The organism is Legionella pelazae, assembly GCF_052527395.1.
Genome location: NZ_JBNVZS010000035.1, coordinates 1 through 971 on the forward strand (window position 1 = coordinate 1; position 971 = coordinate 971).

The following is a 971-nucleotide window of genomic DNA, read 5'->3' on the forward strand; positions in this document are numbered from 1 at the left end:
CTGAGGGTCAGATCATTTCCGTAGAATACATTACTAAACAGGCACAAACATTGCGACAGAAAGAGCCTGAGATGGTTTGGGTTTATGAAGGAACAGGCAACATCTATACAGGCCTTCCTCCAAGCACTGTCATATCAACTAAGAACAATAAGGGCGGCGTGGTGCTGAAAGGTCAGGTGGAGGTTCAGGGTCAGGCTATTACCGTAGAATACATTACTAAACAGGCACAGAAAAAGCGACAGAAAGAACCTGACATGGTTTGGGTTTATGAAGGAACAGGCGACATTTATACAGGCCTTCCCCCAAGCAATGTAATATCCACTAAGAATAGTAAGGGCGGCGTGGTGCTGAAAGGCCAGGTGGAGGTCGAGGGTCAGGCCATTCCCGTAGAATACATTACTAAAAATGCACAGACATTGCGACAAAAAGAACCTGACATGGTTTGGGTTTATGAAGGAACAGGCGTTGCTTATGTAAATCCTGTAGAGAGTAGTACGTTAATCAATCCTCAGTACAAAGGTGATCAAGTAATACGAGGTCAGGTAGCAGATGCCCGGGGTAACACCAGTTCTATCGAATACATTAATAAAAAAGCACAGACATTGCGACAGAAAGAGCCCGACATGGTTTGGGTTTATGAAGGAACAGGCAACATCTATACAGGCCTTCCTCCAAGCACTGTAACATCAACTAAGAACAATAAGGGCGGTGTGGTGCTGAAAGGCCAGGTGGAGGTCGAGGGTCAGGCTATTACCGTAGAATACATTACTAAAAAAGCACAGACATTGCGACAGAAAGAGCCTGACATGGTTTGGGTTTATGAAGGAACAGGCAACATCTATACAGGCCTTCCTCCAAGCACTGTCACATCAACTAAGAACAATAAGGGCGGCGTGGTGATGAAAGGTCAGGTGGAGGTCGAGGGTCAGGCTATTACCGTAGAATACATTACTAAACAGGCACAGACATGG

At 45.6% G+C, this 971-nt stretch carries 1 protein-coding gene; it reads left to right on the forward strand.

What is annotated here, in order from left to right:
* Positions 1–971, forward strand: a 971-nt coding sequence (locus ACQUW5_RS15285) for a hypothetical protein (RefSeq protein ID WP_444992121.1), incomplete at both ends; no start/stop codon positions are given.